Genomic DNA, 14681 nt, shown 5'->3' on the forward strand with positions numbered 1-14681 from the left:
GTCATGCAGGGTGATACACGGATGCGCCACGCTGCTTACTATGCTGTTTTGTTGTGCCAATTATACTGTATGGTCATACAGTATCAAGCTTATTTTTGAGAAATTCTTCCCACAGGGTTTGCAGCGCATATTCAGTGGCCTGGCGTCGAACGGCATCACGGTCACCAGCAAAAATCTGGCAGTGGGCGATGGTGCCATCAAGTTTTGAAGCGAAGCCAAACCACACCGTCCCGACAGGTTTTTCTTCACTACCGCCATTTGGCCCGGCAATACCACTGACAGCAATCGCGTAATCCGCAGCAGCCGCATAAAGCGCGCCTTGCGCCATTTCACGCACCACGGCTTCACTCACTGCACCATGCGTTTCCAGCGTTGCGCTATCAACACCAATCATTTGGTGCTTAGCCTCATTACTGTAGGTAACAAAACCACGTTCAAACCAGGCAGAACTGCCTGAAAGATCGGTAATCACTTTTGCAATCCAGCCGCCGGTGCAGGATTCGGCAGTAGTAATAGTGGCGCCGAGCTCCCCGAGCGCTTCGCCGACCTGGCGACTGAGTTGATGCAATGTTTTGTCTGTCATGGCTTGCTCCGATTGTAGGCATATCGCTGGGTTACACGATAGCACTTAACCTATCTTTCAGAGGATTACATTAGATTTCTCGAGGCAGTTCCAGAAAAAAGAACGGCCAGCGAATACTGGCCGATTAAATCACTTCATGCTGTTAGCGATGGCATCCACATTGTGCTTGAAGGCCATCTCATAAGTGCTGGCTGGCCCGTTTGCGGCTGAAAGCGCCTCGGGGTAAAGCTCTCCACCCGGCTGCGCGCCACTTGCGGCAGCAATTTGTTTTACCAGACGGGGGTCAGTCTGGTTCTCGATGAAGTAAGTTTTAATCTGCTGATTTTTGAGTTGTTTGATAAGCCCAGCAACGTCACTGGCATTAGCTTCCGCTTCGGTCGAGAAGCCCACTGGCGCCAGGAAAGTCACACCATATTCCTGACCAAAGTAGCCAAACGCATCATGGCTGGTGAGTACTTTACGCTTTGATTTCGGAATAGCTTCAAAACGCGTTTTCGCCCAACTATCGAGCAATTTCAGGCGGGTGACATAATCGGAGCCACTGTCATTGATTGCAGCTGCATCTTCCGGGTCAGCCGCCACCAGCGCCCTGGTAATATTTTGTGCGTAGATTGCGCCATTTTCGGCGCTATTCCAGGCGTGAGGGTCGGTAATTTGTTTACCGTCATCGATCATTTTACGCATAGAAATACCTTCAGAGGCAACAATCACCTTGCCTTTATAGCCTGATGCGCTGACCAGGCGGTCCATCCACCCTTCCATTCCCAGGCCGCTCACGATAACCACATCAGCTTTGCTTAACGCCACGCTGTCTTGCGGCGACGGCTCAAAGCTGTGTGGGTCGCCATCTGGCCCCACCAAACTTTTCACCGTGACATGCTCACCACCTACTTGTTTTGCCATATCCGCCAACACGGTAAAACTGGCAACCACATTGAGGTTTTTCGCCAACGCAGCCTGGCTTGAGCACGCCAACACCAATGACACCATCATCCCAAAACGTTTCATTTAATCCCCTTGCTTGTTGTTATCAAGCCTCGACAAAGGCTACGAACCAGCCCGCTGCGCGAACCAAAAAGAATCGAGATAAAGAAGCCGACGCTTGCCGTGAGAACAATGGCAGGGCCGGCTGGCAATGCGGCGGCAAAAGACCATGCAAGCCCAATCCAGGCCGACAACAAACCACAGACAATAGCGATAAACATCGCCCCTGGTAGGGTTTTCGCCCAGCAGCGTGCCGAAACAGCGGGAAGCATCATCAGACCGACAGACATTAGGGTCCCGAGGATTTGAAACCCGGCGACTAAATTGAGGACCAATAACGCGAGAAATACACCGTGAATAAGATGAGGGGCCAGGCGGTTATTGACCTGTAAAAAGCTGCGATCGAAAGTTTCCATCACCAGTCCACGATATAAACCAGCCAGAATAAGCAGCGTCACGCTGGCTATCACGCCAACAAAGATTGTTGACTGGCTATCCACCGCCAGAATGGAACCAAATAGAAGATGGAGTAGATCAACGCTGGAACCACGTAATGAAATCAACGTGACCCCCAACGCCAGCGAGCCAAGATAAAAACCGGCAAAACTGGCATCCTCTTTAAGATTGGTACGTGAACTCACAAGCCCAGAAATTAGCGCAACCAGCACGCCCGCAACAAAGCCGCCAATCCCCATCGCAACCAGCGACATACCCGCTAGTAAATACCCCACAGCAACGCCAGGCAAAATGGCGTGAGACAGTGCATCCCCCACCAGACTCATACGTCGTAAAAGTAAAAAGATCCCCAATGGGGCTGTACTTATCGATAGTGCAAGGCAGGCGACAAGTGCGCGTCGCATAAAGCCGTAAGCAATAAATGGTTCAAAGAAGAAGTGATAAATCATGCAGATAACGCCAAATTGATGCTTGATTTGCAGTAATGGGGCAGTACTTCAGCGGTATCGCCCCAATGGAAATGGTCTTGCGTGAGCAACAAAACCTGCGGGAAGTGCCTGCTAACGAGCTCGTTATCGTGCAGCACCGCCATAACTGTCTGGCCCGCCTGATGCATCTGGCAGATAAGCGTCATCAAAAAATCACTGGTTTGTGAATCAACGCCGGTAAAAGGCTCATCAAGCAATACTAATGGCGCGTTTTGTACCAGCAGGCGTGCAAACAGCATTCTTTGAAACTGGCCGCCGGAAAGCGCTTCGATGGGTTGCTTGCTTAATGTAGTAAGGCCAACACGCTCAATGGCATCGGCTACTCGCAGACGGATTTGGCGATTCAATGAGGAAAACAGACCTCGAGCGGGCCATGCTCCCATGCAAACCACATCGTAAACCGTGGTAGGAAACTGCCTTTCCATTTCTGCAAGTTGTGGCAGCCATGCAATACGTGGACGCCCCTCAGTAAAAGACAATTGCCCAGATACGGGTGACTGTAACTTCAGGATCGTCTTGAGAAGAGTCGATTTCCCTGTGCCATTGGCACCGATGATGGCCGTCATACTGCCTTTCACAATATGGCCGGTTAATGGCGGTGTCACAGCCCTTCCCTGATAACCCAGTACTAGCTGATTTAGCGAGATCATGGCAGTGCTATCGCCCAGCGAATAGCCAGCCATAACCCAGCCAGCAGAATTAAGACCGCGCAAAATCGGACAGGCGCAGCCACTGTGAATAGTGTCCGTATAGGAAGCATTGCAGGAAAACCACTGAATTTGATTTGTTATAACATAACATAAACCAAATCGAATGCGATGTAAATTCCTGATCGACGATCAGGAAAAACCTTCATAACAATCTGGGAAACAAACCCCGCCTCAGAATAAGGCGGGGTGAAAATTACTGAACGCGAGCCAGCGCTACTGCCTGACCGAGCTGCCAGACCGCCATCGCATAATGCGTGCTGTGGTTATAACGCGTGATGGTGTAAAAGTTCGGCAAACCGTACCAGTACTGATAGCTATCGCCCATATCCAGGCGCAACAAGCTTGCTTCCTGGTGGTTGCCCAGAGAAGCAGTTGGGCTTAAACCAGACTCAGCGAGTGCGGAAACGGAATATTTAGTTTTAAAACCGTTCGCAAGCCCCGGCACCTGGCCGTTGGCAGGAACCGCAACCAAATCACCTTTCACCCAGCCATGGCCTTTGAAGTAGTTCGCTACACTGCCGATAGCATCTTCAGGGTCCCACAGGTTTACATGGCCATCACCGTTGAAATCCACCGCATATTCTTTAAAGGCCGAAGGCATAAACTGGCCGTAACCCATCGCCCCAGCGAATGAACCTTTCAAAGCCAGCGGGTCATCGCCTTCGTTACGCGCCATCAACAGGAAGGTTTCCAGTTCGCCAGAGAAGTATTGCGCACGACGAGGGTAGGCAAACGAGAGCGTAGCAAGTGCGTCGACAATCCGTGTTTTCCCCATCACACGGCCCCAACGTGTTTCAACACCAATAATGCCAACAATAATTTCTGGCGGCACGCCATAAACCTGGAAGGCGCGTTTTAGAGTGTCTTCATATTGATTCCAGAACGCGACACCATTTTGCACATTATCCGGGGTAATAAATTTGCCGCGATAGCGTAACCATGCACCGTTTGGACCTGCTGGTGGTGCAGTAGTCGGTGCCTGCTGGTCCATTAAACGCAAAACGTAATCCAGGCGTTTGGCCTGAGAAAGCACTTCGTGCAATTGCTGGCGGTCAAAACCATGCTTATTCACCATTTTATCGATGAATTTCTCAGCCTCTGGATTGTTAGCAAAATCCCCCGTCTGCATAAACACATCATGCTGCGGTTGCAACAAGAACCCCCCAGTAGGCGTGCCGGTTTGTTGAGGCTGAGTTTCTGTTTTCGGTTTGCTGCTACAAGCGGCGAGCAAAACAATAAGCGGAAGTAACGCGACGGAGTAACGCATGTGTTGGGATATCCATATAGCTAACGACGAATGTGTATTACTTATGGTAAATCAAAATCAGAGCGGTAGTAACAGACTCTGCGAGACAGCGCGAAGTTTTCCTGCCTTTTGGCAATGTGTGATCGCAGAGTTATGTGGTGTAATAGCGAAGCTTTTCACGACAAATCAGCTTCATGAGATAATGTGAACACTAACAATAATAAAAAATCACAATTAACTTTTAATTCAATGGATTAAAAAAGAAAAACTATGAGTACAACGGAAAATTTAGACGCCCACACCCCCATGATGCAGCAGTACCTGCGCCTGAAAGCTCAGCATCCTGAGATCCTGTTGTTCTATCGCATGGGCGACTTTTACGAGTTGTTTTATGACGATGCAAAACGTGCGTCGCAACTGCTCGATATCTCGCTGACTAAACGTGGTGCATCCGCAGGCGAACCGATTCCAATGGCGGGTGTTCCACATCACGCCATCGAAAACTATTTAGCTAAGCTTGTTAATCTGGGTGAATCTGCCGCCATTTGCGAACAGATTGGTGACCCCGCCACCAGCAAAGGTCCGGTGGAGCGCAAAGTAGTGCGTATCGTTACGCCAGGCACTATCAGCGATGAAGCCCTGCTGCAAGAGCGCCAGGACAACCTGCTGGCGGCAATCTGGCAAGACGGGAAGGGTTTTGGTTATGCCACACTCGATATCAGCTCCGGGCGTTTTCGTCTGTCAGAGCCTGAAGATATCGAAACCATGGCTGCCGAACTCCAGCGCACCAATCCTGCTGAACTGCTGTATGCGGAAGATTTTGCCCAAACACGTTTGATTGAAGGCCGCCGCGGCTTGCGACGCCGCCCGCTGTGGGAGTTTGAAATCTCTACCGCACGCCAACAGTTGAATATGCAATTTGGTACTCGCGACCTGATTGGCTTTGGCGTTGAAAATGCCCATCACGCATTGTGTGCCGCGGGCTGCTTGTTACAGTACGTTAAAGATACGCAGCGCACTTCCCTGCCGCATATTCGCTCCGTCACGATGGACCGTCAGCAAGACAGCATCATTATGGATGCGGCAACACGCCGTAATCTGGAGATAACCCAGAACCTGTCTGGCGGCTTTGAAAATACGCTCGCCTCAGTGTTGGACTGCACCGTGACGCCGATGGGTAGCCGCATGCTGAAACGCTGGCTGCATATGCCGATTCGCAATATCGACGTGCTGCAAAAACGCCAGCAGACCATTGCAGCCTTACAAGAGCGTACCGCTGAAATCCAGCCGGTGCTGCGTCAGGTTGGCGATCTGGAACGTATTCTGGCACGTCTGGCATTACGCACTGCGCGTCCACGCGATTTAGCGCGTATGCGCCACGCTTTCCAACAACTACCTCAATTGCGTGAAATGCTGGCCGATGTGCCAACAGAGTATGTGCAGACACTGCGTGAGAATATGGGTGAATTCACTGAACTGCGTGAATTACTTGAACGCGCTGTAGTGGAATCGCCGCCCGTGCTGGTGCGCGATGGCGGTGTGATTGCGCCGGGTTATCACGAAGAGTTAGACGAGTGGCGTGCGCTAGCTGATGGCGCAACGGATTATCTTGATAGGCTGGAAATCCGCGAGCGTGAAAAGCTTGGTCTGGATACGCTGAAAGTCGGTTTTAACGGCGTGCATGGTTATTACATTCAGATTAGCCGCAGCCAGAGTCACCACGCGCCGATTCATTACGTGCGCCGTCAGACGCTGAAAAATGCCGAACGCTATATTATTCCTGAGCTTAAAGAGTACGAAGACAAAGTTCTTACGTCAAAAGGCAAAGCTCTTGCGCTGGAAAAACAGCTCTACGATCAGTTGTTCGATACGCTGTTGCCACATCTTGAAGCGTTGCAGCAAAGTGCTACTGCTTTGGCGGAACTGGATGTGCTGGTTAACCTTGCTGAGCGTGCTTACAGCCTGAATTACACCTGTCCGCAACTGACTGATAAACCGGGGATTAAAGTTGTTGATGGTCGTCATCCAGTTGTTGAGCAAGTTCTTAGCGAACCGTTTATTGCCAACCCGCTAAGTCTTGCACCTCAACGCCGCATGTTGATTATCACTGGCCCTAACATGGGGGGTAAAAGCACCTACATGCGCCAATCGGCGTTGATCGTGCTGCTTGCCTACATCGGTAGTTTTGTTCCAGCACAACTGGCAGAAATTGGGCCAATCGACCGTATTTTCACCCGCGTAGGTGCGGCTGACGACCTGGCTTCCGGGCGTTCGACCTTTATGGTGGAGATGACTGAAACGGCAAATATTCTGCATAACGCCACCGAGAACAGCCTGGTGCTGATGGATGAAATTGGTCGCGGGACTTCCACATACGATGGTTTGTCATTAGCCTGGGCGTGTGCCGAAAGCCTGGCTAATCGCATCAAAGCACTGACCCTGTTTGCAACGCACTATTTTGAGCTGACTACGCTGCCTGAGAAAATGGAAGGTGTGGCAAACGTGCATCTTGATGCTATCGAACACGGTGACACCATCGCCTTTATGCACAGCGTGCAAGATGGCGCGGCGAGCAAAAGCTACGGGCTGGCCGTTGCCGCGCTTGCAGGCGTGCCAAAAGATGTGATTAAAAGAGCACGTCAAAAACTACGTGAGCTGGAGACGATTTCTAACAATACCGCAGCCACACAGGTTGATGGTACGCAGATGTCGTTGCTGTCGGTCGCTGAAGAAACGTCGCCTGCGATTGAGGCTCTGGAAGCGTTAGATCCGGATTCGCTGTCACCACGCCAGGCGCTGGAGTGGATTTATCGTTTGAAGAGTTTGGTGTAGAAATGTCGGATGTCGCTACGCTAATCCGACCTACGGGATAGCAGTTGCAAGCGTCATCCGCGCTGAAAAAACCATAAAAAAAGCGGTGACCTTAGTCACCGCTTTTTATTTGAAGAGTCGATTATTCGCGGAACAACGCTTCGATATTAAGCCCTTGCGTCTGCAAAATCTCGCGCAGACGACGTAAACCTTCTACCTGAATCTGGCGAACACGTTCACGAGTCAGACCAATTTCACGGCCAACATCTTCCAGTGTTGCAGCTTCATAGCCTAACAGGCCAAAACGACGAGCCAGTACTTCACGCTGTTTCGCGTTCAGTTCAAACAACCACTTCACGATGCTCTGCTTCATATCATCGTCTTGCGTGGTGTCTTCCGGACCGTTGTCTTTCTCGTCAGCCAGAATGTCCAGCAGCGCTTTTTCAGAGTCACCACCCAAAGGGGTGTCTACTGAAGTAATACGCTCGTTGAGACGCAGCATGCGGCTGACATCATCAACAGGTTTATCCAGTTGCTCAGCAATCTCTTCCGCACTCGGCTCATGGTCGAGTTTGTGGGAAAGCTCACGAGCAGTACGCAGATAAACGTTCAGCTCTTTCACGATATGAATCGGCAAACGAATCGTACGGGTTTGGTTCATGATTGCCCGTTCGATGGTCTGACGAATCCACCATGTTGCGTATGTTGAGAAACGGAACCCACGCTCTGGGTCAAACTTCTCTACAGCACGGATCAGCCCCAGATTCCCCTCTTCAATCAAGTCCAGCAAAGCCAGACCACGATTGCTATAACGACGGGCAATCTTAACCACCAGACGCAAGTTACTTTCGATCATGCGTCGACGAGAAGCGATATCACCACGCAGTGCGCGGCGGGCAAAATACACCTCTTCTTCGGCTGTTAATAATGGGGAATAACCAATCTCCCCAAGATAAAGCTGAGTTGCGTCAAGCACACGCTGAGTGGCACCTTGTGACAACAACTCCTCTTCGGCTATGTCGTTATCACTGGGTTCCTCTTCTACGAGGGCTTTTTCGTCAAAGACCTCAACTCCATTCTCATCATATTCCGCGTCTTCATTTAACTCGTTAACTTTCAGCGTATTCTGACTCATAAGGTGGCTCCTACCCGTGATCCCTGGGCAAAATACCTTTGCACTTCGTCCTTTAACCGATCTCCGCGTTGACTGCCTTCATTCACCCCAGTCACCTACTAAAGTAAGCTCACGGGGATTCACTCAGTTGCCGCCTTGATTCCGCCTAAATTCCTATGTGCATTTAAAAGTACTTTGCCGGCTTATCGCTGCGGTAAATAACGCAGCGGGTTGACGGATTTCCCCTTGTAACGAATTTCAAAATGTAAACGTGTTGAACTGGTTCCGGTGCTACCCATGGTAGCTATCTTCTGCCCCGCCGTGATTTCTTGTTGTTCCCGGACCAGCATTGTATCGTTATGGGCGTAGGCACTCAGGTAATCATCGTTGTGTTTAATGATGATTAGATTACCGTAACCACGCAGCGCGTTACCGGCATACACCACTCGCCCGGAGGCGGTAGCAACAACAGCCTGGCCTTTGCTGCCTGCGATATCGATCCCTTTATTGCCACCTTCAGTAGCAGAGAAGTTCTCAATAATCTTGCCTTCAGTCGGCCAGCGCCAGGTTGAAATTGGCGCGCTATCGGACGTGCTGCTGGCAGTTGGTACAGTAGTCGTAGAGCTAACCACAGGTGCCGTAACCGGTGCTGTGACGACAGTCGCAGTACCTTTATTATTCGGCAACATTTTGTTAGCACTCTGTTCACCTGAATCCTCAGAATACGTAATTACAGGTTTAGAAGCAACCACTGCGGTGGTATTTTGCACAGGTGGCGGAGCAACGCCTTGCGCGCTGGCATCAGCCGTTGTGACCGCATTTCCGCCAGTGATTGGCGTCCCAGAAGAGCTGCCCACTTGCAGGGTCTGACCTACTTCTAAGCCGTACGGGGCCGGGACATTGTTGCGCTGGGCTAAGTCACGGAAATCGTTCCCGGTAATCCATGCAATATAGAAAAGAGTGTCGCCGCGTTTAACGGTATAAGTGCTGCCGCCGGCATAGCTGCCTTTCGGAATGTTCCCATACTTGCGGTTATAAACGATACGGCCGTTTTCTGTTTGAACTGGCGTTGAAACAACGGTCTGTGACTGTGTTTGCATCGGTTGAATTACTGGCTGCTGTTGTACAGGCTGAATTTGCGAAGTCTGGCTTTGGGTGGACATTTTCGGTGGCTGGGTAATCAGCATTCCACCGGATGAACTACTACCGGCATTGCTGCTACCACCTACAGAACTAATAGGCGCCTGGCTGTTATTGCTGGTACAGCCAGCTAACCAAAGGCTAACCAGCGACAACGCTGCAATACGGCGTAAAGTAAAAGTTGGGCTTCCCGCGCTCATTTATCCCCCAAGAAAAACAATCATATGCTTATGAAAATACGGCAGAACTGGCGCTGACGGCCAGGCATCACTATCTTATGCGCGTTACGTTACGCCAAAACCCTTAGAAAAAAACAAGATATTTCCGGGTTATGCCAGCTCGCCCTTCACTAAGGGCACAAAACGAACGGCTTCTACCGTATCAATGACAAATTCCCCACTCTGGCGGCGAATACGTTTAAGAAACTGCCGATCTTCGCCTACAGGGAGAACTAAAATTCCGCCTTCATCCAGCTGTGCTAAGAGTTCGCTGGGAATCTCCGGCGGTGCTGCCGTAACAATAATAGCGTCAAATGGACTGCGCGCATGCCAGCCCTGCCAACCATCACCGTGACGGGTTGAGATATTGTGCAGATCGAGTTGTTTTAAACGTCGCCTTGCGTGCCATTGCAGGCCTTTAATGCGTTCAACTGAACAAACATGATGCACCAGGTGCGCCAGAATGGCAGTTTGATACCCGGAACCCGTACCGATCTCCAGCACACGGCTCTCAGGAGTCAGTTCAAGTAACTCGGTCATTCTTGCAACCATATAAGGCTGCGAAATGGTTTGGCCTGAGCCAATGGGTAATGCAGTATTTTCCCAGGCTTTGTGCTCAAACGCTTCGTCGACAAATTTTTCCCGAGGCACCTGCGCAATTGCATCAAGAACTTTTTCGTCCTTGATACCTTGATTGCGTAGCTGTTCGAGAAGGGTTTGTACGCGTTTGCTTACCATTGCTCATCCACTCCTGACTTGCTCAACCAGTGGCTAACCACCTCACGAGCACTGTGGGCGGTTAAGTCAACATGCAACGGCGTAACCGACACATAACCTTCATCAACAGCGGCAAAATCGGTATCCGGGCCAGCATCAAATTTGTCGCCCGGAGGCCCAATCCAATACAAGGTATTACCGCGAGGATCTTCTTGCGGAATCACTTTATCGGAAGGATGACGGCTACCACAGCGTGTGACACGAATACCTTTGATTTGATCAAGTGGCAAATCAGGCACGTTAATATTTAAAATGCGCCCTGTTCGCAGCGGCTCGCGCATCAGCGCTCGCAGAATCGTACATGTTACCGCTGCGGCAGTTTCATAATGCTCATGGCCATTAAGAGAAACAGCCAGTGCCGGAATACCTAAGTGTCGCCCTTCCATCGCCGCCGCAACTGTGCCTGAATAGATAACGTCATCACCCAGATTTGGGCCAGCGTTAATCCCGGAAACCACCACATCAGGAGCCGGGCGCATCAAGGCATTAACGCCAAGATAAACGCAGTCAGTCGGCGTGCCCATCTGCACAGAAATATCGCCGTTTGCGAGAGTGAAAGTACGCAATGAAGATTCGAGCGTCAGTGAGTTTGATGCCCCACTGCGATTACGGTCGGGGGCTACCACCTGCACGTCAGCAAATTCCCTTAGTCGGGTCGCCAAAACTTGAATGCCCGGCGCGTTGACCCCGTCATCGTTACTCAAAAGTATTCTCATATTAAATTTAAAGCTTCTTTTATATGAAAAGGATAAAACCACATGTTGGCTCCCGGCATCTCAACGCTCTGGGATGTTTTACCCGTCAAAAACGGTCCAACCTGTTGTTTTATCCCATTCTGCTGATTTTAGTGCACCCGTAATGAAATTGTTGCAGTTTTTGTAACATTCACCACAAAGTCCTGTCCAGGGGCTACTATACAATCCAATGTTGACTAAATCACCTGCTGTGGTCTGAGGATTGCGACGAAAACAAGAGGTTGAGGGACTGTCAGAGAAAAAATCAATGTGGAATTTAAAACAAAAAAAGCGGGTAATGTCATTACCCGCTATGAATGAGTTCTACCTTACTCTGCAATATCCGCGTAATTACCTGGTGCGTTCATTAATTCACGCACCACGCTGGTTGCAAAACTGCCGGCTGGCAGCCAGAAATTCAGCTCAACGGTGATGTCATCCCACCAGCTCCAGCTCAACTCTTTGGGCATCACCAGCATTGCGCGGCGAGCCGCTTCAACACGCTCACGCACCAGCAGCCCCTGCAAATCCGTTTCCCCAGCAACACAACTCTGTTCAAACTCCAGCGCGGCGTTTTGCGTGCCCCAGGAACCGTCACCCGGTAGCGGTGCAGTAATCAATAATTCACCGCTATCGACACGGTTTTGCAGCTCAGGAAGCTCTTCCTGCGTGGCAACAAACCAGCTCCCGCGCCCGGCAAGTTGCAGCGCATCACCATCGATAACCTGGTTGAAATCAGACTTTTTCAGCCTTTCGCTGACGATCTGGTTAAACATGGCGCTACGAGCAGCGGACAGATAAAAACTGCGCTTATTACGATCGCGGATAGGTGCATTGGTTTGCGCCCAGCGCACAGCCTGGTGCAGGTTATTACCTGCAATACCAAAACGCTGGCTACCGAAATAATTCGGCACTCCACGATGCAAAATTGTATTCAAACGCTGCTCAATATCGGCACGGTCACTCACTTCACGCAGCACCAGCGTAAAACGATTCCCCTGCAAAGCACCGAGGCGCAATTTACGGCGGTGACGGGCATATTCCAGCACCTGACAGCCTTCAAGCTCAAACCCGCTCATATCCGGCATTTCTTTGCCAGGAAGGCGTACACAGAACCACTGTTCGGTTACTGCATGCTTGTCTTTCTGCCCGGCAAAGCTCACTTCGCGGGCTGGAACCTTCAAATATTTCGCCAGCGCGTCAGCAACAAAACGGGTGTTGCAGCCATTTTTCAGGATGCGTAACAGTAGTTGCTCACCGTCACCATCCGGCCCAAAACCCAGGTCTTCGATAACCACGAAGTCCTCTGGACTGGCTTTGATTAACCCGGTGCCTTGTGGTTTGCCGTGCAACCAGGTCAGATTCTGCATATCCATTATTTGCGCGCCTTATGCAGCAATGCGACCGCTTCGCAGGCAATGCCTTCACCACGGCCTGTAAAACCGAGCTTCTCAGTGGTGGTCGCTTTTACGTTCACATCGTCCATATGGCAGCCGAGATCTTCGGCAATAAACACGCGCATCTGTGGGATGTGCGGAGCCATTTTTGGAGCTTGGGCAATAATCGTCACATCGACGTTACCCAATGTGTAGCCCTTCGCCTGAATACGACGCCAGGCTTCGCGCAACAACTCACGGCTATCTGCACCTTTAAACGACGGGTCTGTATCCGGGAATAATTTGCCGATATCGCCCATTGCGGCAGCCCCTAACAAAGCATCGGTTAATGCGTGCAGAGCGACATCGCCATCCGAGTGTGCAAGCAACCCCTGTTCGAAAGGCACACGTACGCCGCCAATGATAATGGGCCCTGGGCCACCAAAAGCGTGTACATCAAAACCATGTCCAATACGCATTATTCTTTCTCCGTTTGGGTTAACCGCGTGAGGTAAAACTCCGCCAACGCCAGGTCTTCAGGACGAGTCACTTTTATATTATCGGCGCGGGCGCTAATTAATTCGGGATGGAAGCCACAATACTCCAGAGCCGAGGCTTCATCAGTAATCGAGGCATGCTCATCGAGTGCGCGCTGCAAGCAGCTACGCAGTAATTCCAGAGGGAACAGCTGAGGTGTTAAAGCGTGCCAAAGGTCTTCACGATCGACAGTATGCGCAATCAGTGCTTTACCCGGTTCGCCACGTTTCATCGTGTCACGTACCGGAGCTGCCAGAATACCGCCAATTTTGCTCGTCTCAGTGATATCCAGCAAACGGGCTAAATCATCCTGATGCAGGCAAGGCCGCGCCGCATCATGCACCAGAACCCATTGCGCATTTTTCACCACGTTTAGCCCAGCAAGCACCGAGTCAGCACGCTGTGCGCCGCCGTTTATCACGGTGATATTTGGGTTAGAGGCAAGGGGCAAAGAGGCAAACCAGCTATCGGTTGGGCTAATGGCGATAACGACATGAGCCACGCGTGGATGAGCCCTCAGGCTCGCCACTGCATGTTCAAGAATAGTTTTATCGCCGATTTTTAGATATTGCTTAGGACATTCCGTTTGCATGCGGCTGCCGATACCTGCTGCCGGCACCACGGCAATTACGTCCGGGGAGGAGTCTGCCATGTAGATTCACTTACGCTTGATTATCGATTGTTCTGCCCGGCACTGTTAGTTAAGCGCTTAGAGCTATCGGGTACCAGGCGGTAGAAAGTTTCACCCGGCTTGGTCATGCTTAATTCATTACGTGCACGTTCTTCAATGGCTTCCTGCCCGCCATTAAGATCGTCAATTTCCGCAAACAGCTGATCGTTACGCGCTTTGAGTTTAGCGTTCGTCGCCTGCTGCGCAGTAACGTCGTCATCTACTCGCGTGTAGTCATGTACGCCGTTTTTTCCAAACCACAGCGAATACTGCAGCCAGACCAACAAGGCCAGCAATAGCAGCGTTAGTTTACCCATCCTGCCCCCTGAAAAACGGCACAATCATCGCACAAAATTTTATCGAGCTTCGCTCTGGGCACAAGGTGGCCCTTCGTATTTGCGGCAGAATTTATCACAGAAAGCGCCAACATGCGCGTTTGCAGGTGAGTTAGCGGACATGCAGCGATAAATAGTCTGTTACGGTTTGGCGAATATTTTAAGATTAACCCATCAGCCATAAGAAAAGGATGCCAAACATCAGCGTTACGGCAACCACCGTAGCAATGCAGCTAAAGATCAAACGGCCTCGTAGAAGAGAGTGCAGCGCAATTCCCACGACGACCGCTACAGGAAGTAAAGCGAGGAAAAATGGCCAGGTATAGAGGAAGAAAAACAGCGTGTTAGGGCCATAAATCAGGAAAGGAATACCCAGCGCCAATAGCCATGACAAAAAACCGATGAACGCGCCGGCCAATGACCAGGTTGTCTCTTCGGTACCAGGGCTTGCTTCAGCCGATGTAATTGCCATGTTAGTGCCATTGCGCATAACGAATCCGTA

15 protein-coding genes are annotated in these 14681 nt (G+C 50.8%); 1 reads left to right on the forward strand and 14 read right to left on the reverse strand.

Annotated features, from left to right (window positions below):
* Positions 1-73: 73 nt before the first annotated feature.
* The 5 genes from pncC to mltB all read right to left on the reverse strand — a co-directional run bounded on the left by pncC (position 74) and on the right by mltB (position 4488).
* Positions 74-583 carry a nicotinamide-nucleotide amidase gene (pncC, locus tag M977_RS06435; RefSeq protein WP_064513294.1) on the reverse strand — a complete coding sequence of 170 codons (510 nt, stop codon included), beginning with the start codon at positions 581-583 and terminating at the stop codon, positions 74-76.
* Between the two features lie 129 nt (positions 584-712).
* Complete coding sequence (locus M977_RS06440) at positions 713-1591, reverse strand: metal ABC transporter substrate-binding protein (protein ID WP_064513296.1); 879 nt, start codon at positions 1589-1591, stop codon at positions 713-715.
* Complete coding sequence (locus M977_RS06445; RefSeq protein WP_034457443.1) at positions 1588-2472, reverse strand: metal ABC transporter permease; 885 nt, start codon at positions 2470-2472, stop codon at positions 1588-1590. The genes M977_RS06440 and M977_RS06445 overlap by 4 nt, the downstream gene beginning before the upstream one ends.
* Positions 2469-3161: a metal ABC transporter ATP-binding protein gene (locus M977_RS06450; protein ID WP_064513540.1), complete on the reverse strand. Its 693-nt coding sequence runs from the start codon at positions 3159-3161 to the stop codon at positions 2469-2471. Before M977_RS06450 ends, M977_RS06445 begins: the two co-directional genes overlap by 4 nt.
* Before the next feature lie 253 nt (positions 3162-3414).
* A complete protein-coding gene (mltB, locus tag M977_RS06455; protein ID WP_064513298.1) occupies positions 3415-4488 on the reverse strand; it encodes a lytic murein transglycosylase B in 1074 nt (357 codons plus the stop codon).
* 249 nt (positions 4489-4737) lie between these two features.
* Here mltB and mutS point away from each other — a divergent pair, with 249 nt between their 5' ends.
* Positions 4738-7299 (forward strand): DNA mismatch repair protein MutS, encoded by a 2562-nt coding sequence (gene mutS / locus M977_RS06465; protein WP_064513302.1) that lies wholly within the window; start codon positions 4738-4740, stop codon positions 7297-7299.
* A 121-nt stretch (positions 7300-7420) separates the two neighbouring features.
* Here mutS and rpoS read toward each other — a convergent pair whose 3' ends face one another.
* From rpoS to M977_RS06510, 9 genes are all read right to left on the reverse strand, one after another.
* Positions 7421-8413, reverse strand: coding sequence for an RNA polymerase sigma factor RpoS (rpoS, locus tag M977_RS06470; RefSeq protein WP_034497934.1), 993 nt, complete (start codon positions 8411-8413; stop codon positions 7421-7423).
* A 182-nt stretch (positions 8414-8595) separates the two neighbouring features.
* Positions 8596-9681 carry a murein hydrolase activator NlpD gene (nlpD, locus tag M977_RS06475; protein ID WP_245163496.1) on the reverse strand — a complete coding sequence of 362 codons (1086 nt, stop codon included), beginning with the start codon at positions 9679-9681 and terminating at the stop codon, positions 8596-8598.
* Positions 9682-9861: 180 nt separating this feature from the next.
* Complete coding sequence (locus tag M977_RS06480; RefSeq protein ID WP_064513306.1) at positions 9862-10488, reverse strand: protein-L-isoaspartate(D-aspartate) O-methyltransferase; 627 nt, start codon at positions 10486-10488, stop codon at positions 9862-9864.
* Entirely contained in the window at positions 10482-11243 is a 762-nt protein-coding gene (gene surE, locus M977_RS06485) for a 5'/3'-nucleotidase SurE (protein WP_064513308.1), read from the reverse strand. Before surE ends, M977_RS06480 begins: the two co-directional genes overlap by 7 nt.
* 347 nt (positions 11244-11590) lie before the next feature.
* Positions 11591-12637: a tRNA pseudouridine(13) synthase TruD gene (truD, locus tag M977_RS06490; RefSeq protein ID WP_064513309.1), complete on the reverse strand. Its 1047-nt coding sequence runs from the start codon at positions 12635-12637 to the stop codon at positions 11591-11593.
* Complete coding sequence (gene ispF, locus M977_RS06495) at positions 12637-13116, reverse strand: 2-C-methyl-D-erythritol 2,4-cyclodiphosphate synthase (protein ID WP_064513312.1); 480 nt, start codon at positions 13114-13116, stop codon at positions 12637-12639. Before ispF ends, truD begins: the two co-directional genes overlap by 1 nt.
* Positions 13116-13826: a 2-C-methyl-D-erythritol 4-phosphate cytidylyltransferase gene (gene ispD, locus M977_RS06500; protein WP_064513314.1), complete on the reverse strand. Its 711-nt coding sequence runs from the start codon at positions 13824-13826 to the stop codon at positions 13116-13118. Before ispD ends, ispF begins: the two co-directional genes overlap by 1 nt.
* Positions 13827-13846: 20 nt before the next feature.
* Complete coding sequence (ftsB, locus tag M977_RS06505; RefSeq protein ID WP_064513316.1) at positions 13847-14161, reverse strand: cell division protein FtsB; 315 nt, start codon at positions 14159-14161, stop codon at positions 13847-13849.
* A 184-nt stretch (positions 14162-14345) separates the two neighbouring features.
* Positions 14346-14669, reverse strand: coding sequence for a DUF3561 family protein (locus M977_RS06510; RefSeq protein WP_064513318.1), 324 nt, complete (start codon positions 14667-14669; stop codon positions 14346-14348).
* Positions 14670-14681: the final 12 nt, after the last annotated feature.

Origin of the sequence: Buttiauxella gaviniae ATCC 51604, assembly GCF_001654835.1 — a bacterium.
GTDB lineage: Bacteria > Pseudomonadota > Gammaproteobacteria > Enterobacterales > Enterobacteriaceae > Buttiauxella > Buttiauxella gaviniae.

What these genes read in the sequence shown, in the direction of transcription:
- pncC (WP_064513294.1), bottom strand. Translation starts at nt 583, where the DNA reads ATGACAGACAAAACATTGCATCAACTCAGTCGCCAGGTCGGCGAAGCG.
- M977_RS06440 (WP_064513296.1), bottom strand. Translation starts at nt 1,591, where the DNA reads ATGAAACGTTTTGGGATGATGGTGTCATTGGTGTTGGCGTGCTCAAGC.
- M977_RS06445 (WP_034457443.1), bottom strand. Translation starts at nt 2,472, where the DNA reads ATGATTTATCACTTCTTCTTTGAACCATTTATTGCTTACGGCTTTATG.
- M977_RS06450 (WP_064513540.1), bottom strand. Translation starts at nt 3,161, where the DNA reads ATGATCTCGCTAAATCAGCTAGTACTGGGTTATCAGGGAAGGGCTGTG.
- mltB (WP_064513298.1), bottom strand. Translation starts at nt 4,488, where the DNA reads ATGCGTTACTCCGTCGCGTTACTTCCGCTTATTGTTTTGCTCGCCGCT.
- mutS (WP_064513302.1), top strand. Translation starts at nt 4,738, where the DNA reads ATGAGTACAACGGAAAATTTAGACGCCCACACCCCCATGATGCAGCAG.
- rpoS (WP_034497934.1), bottom strand. Translation starts at nt 8,413, where the DNA reads ATGAGTCAGAATACGCTGAAAGTTAACGAGTTAAATGAAGACGCGGAA.
- M977_RS06480 (WP_064513306.1), bottom strand. Translation starts at nt 10,488, where the DNA reads ATGGTAAGCAAACGCGTACAAACCCTTCTCGAACAGCTACGCAATCAA.
- surE (WP_064513308.1), bottom strand. Translation starts at nt 11,243, where the DNA reads ATGAGAATACTTTTGAGTAACGATGACGGGGTCAACGCGCCGGGCATT.
- truD (WP_064513309.1), bottom strand. Translation starts at nt 12,637, where the DNA reads ATGGATATGCAGAATCTGACCTGGTTGCACGGCAAACCACAAGGCACC.
- ispF (WP_064513312.1), bottom strand. Translation starts at nt 13,116, where the DNA reads ATGCGTATTGGACATGGTTTTGATGTACACGCTTTTGGTGGCCCAGGG.
- ispD (WP_064513314.1), bottom strand. Translation starts at nt 13,826, where the DNA reads ATGGCAGACTCCTCCCCGGACGTAATTGCCGTGGTGCCGGCAGCAGGT.
- ftsB (WP_064513316.1), bottom strand. Translation starts at nt 14,161, where the DNA reads ATGGGTAAACTAACGCTGCTATTGCTGGCCTTGTTGGTCTGGCTGCAG.
- M977_RS06510 (WP_064513318.1), bottom strand. Translation starts at nt 14,669, where the DNA reads ATGCGCAATGGCACTAACATGGCAATTACATCGGCTGAAGCAAGCCCT.